We start from the raw sequence: 1,776 nt of genomic DNA, 5'->3' as shown, positions 1-1,776 counted from the left end.
GCCCGGCTGCGAGGCAACCGGGCGGTCCTGGAGGTCGCGGGTGACCGCGGTGAGAGAGCGACGAACTAGAAGAGCTTCGCCTGCGCGAGCCACGCGGAGGCGATCTTGTCCGCCGACTCCTTGTCGTTGACGCTCTGGGCGTTGAGGCTCACGAGGTCCGCAGCGGTCATCGCCGCGCTGATCTTGTTGAGGACGCTGGCAGCCTTCTCGTCGACCTTGCTGGAGACGATGGGCACGACGTTGTCCGGGAAGAACAGGCCGTCGGGGTCGGAGAGGGCGACGAGGTTGTTCGACTTGATGTTCGGGTCTGCCGTGTAGATGTTGGCGAGCTGGATCTTGTTGTCGACCAGCGCCTTGACGGTGAGCGGTCCGCCGTTGTCCTCAACGGGCACGAATCCGGCGATCGTGATGCCGTACTTGTCCTTGAGCGCCGTCGGCCCGTATGGCCGCGTCTCCAGTTCGGAGTTGCCGCCGACCGTGATGGGCTCGGTGACGTTCTTCAGGGAGGCGAGATCGGTGAGCTTGTAGGTGTCGACGAAGGCCTGGGTCGCTGTCCACGAGTTCTGGTCGCTCGCGTCGGACTTGTCGAGGGCGGTCAGGCCGCTCGGGAGGGCCTTGACGAGCTGGTCGTGAACGGCATCGCTCGTTCCGCCGGCCGCGGCCTTGTCGAGCGCCTGCAGCAGGCTTCCGGTGTACTCGGGGAAGACGTCGATCGACCCGGACTTCAGCTCGGGCAGGTAGACCTCGCGCTGTCCGATCCGGAACTGGCGGTCGACGGTGAATCCGTTCGACTCGAGCGCCTGGGCGTAGATCTCGGCGATGATCTCGTTCGAGTAGTAGTCCTGGGATCCGACGACGAGTGTCGTCGGTGCGCTCGACGCGTTACTTCCGGTGCCCAGTGGATTACTGGACGCACACCCTGCAAGGGCTACGACGGCCCCAACCGCGACCGCGGCGACTGCCGCGAGCCGGCCTTTTTTCGCTGTGAACATTGTCAGATTCCTTTCGTGATGGCGGGTTCCATCCCCGGGCGACGTCGGGTCGACGCCTTCCGGTCGACTGGGGGGCGTCCGACTGCGACGCCGCGGGGTACGACGAGTTTCTGGAGACCGGCGAACAGGCCCTCGAGAACGAGGGCGAGCAGGATCACCAGGATCGACCCGCCGAGCATCTGGGCGTAATCGTTGGTTTTGAGCCCCGCGAAGAGGAACCGGCCGAGCCCGAAGTCGGCGACGTATGCGGCAAGGGTGGCCGTTGCGACGACCTGCAGGGTCGCCGACCGCAGCCCGCCGATGAGCAAGGGCAGTCCGAGGGGTATCTCAACGTGGCGCACGATCTGAAGCTCCGTCATGCCGACGGCCCTCGCCGCGTCGATCGTCGCGCGGTTGACCGCCTCGAACCCGGTGTATGCGCCGGCGAGAATGGGCGGGATCGCGAGCACGGTCAGGGCAACGTATGGGGCGCCGAGCCCGATGCCGATCCAGAGGGCGACGAGGGTGAGCAGGCCGAGGGTGGGGATGGCGCGCAACCCGCCGGAGGTCGCGACGGCGATCCCCCGTCCGCGCCCGGTGTGCCCGATCAGGAATCCGACCGGGATGGCGATGACAGAGGCGAGCACGAGGGTCACCACCGTGAAGAGGAGCTGCTCGCCGAGCCGGGCCGGGATCCCGGTCGGCCCGGGATAGTGCGCCGGGTCGAGGAGCCAGGCGACCGCATCCGTGAAGTAATTCATGCGACACTCCGAACGACGGGCATGGGTCCGAGCACCGCAGCGGG

At 66.9% G+C, this 1,776-nt stretch carries 2 protein-coding genes; both read right to left on the bottom strand.

The annotated features are described in order from the left end of the window. Nucleotides 1–65: 65 nt before the first annotated feature. Complete coding sequence (locus QN345_RS18650; protein ID WP_322135929.1) at nt 66–992, bottom strand: ABC transporter substrate-binding protein; 927 nt, start codon at nt 990–992, stop codon at nt 66–68. Between the two features lie 2 nt (nt 993–994). After that, on the bottom strand, nt 995–1,732 hold the full coding sequence (locus QN345_RS18645; protein WP_134446077.1) for an ABC transporter permease: 738 nt from the start codon (nt 1,730–1,732) through the stop codon (nt 995–997). Between the last annotated feature and the right edge of the window lie 44 nt (nt 1,733–1,776).

This window comes from Cryobacterium sp. 10I1 (assembly GCF_035019805.1).
GTDB classification, from domain to species: domain Bacteria; phylum Actinomycetota; class Actinomycetes; order Actinomycetales; family Microbacteriaceae; genus Cryobacterium; species Cryobacterium glucosi.
This window is presented reverse-complemented; position numbering and strand designations above follow the sequence as displayed.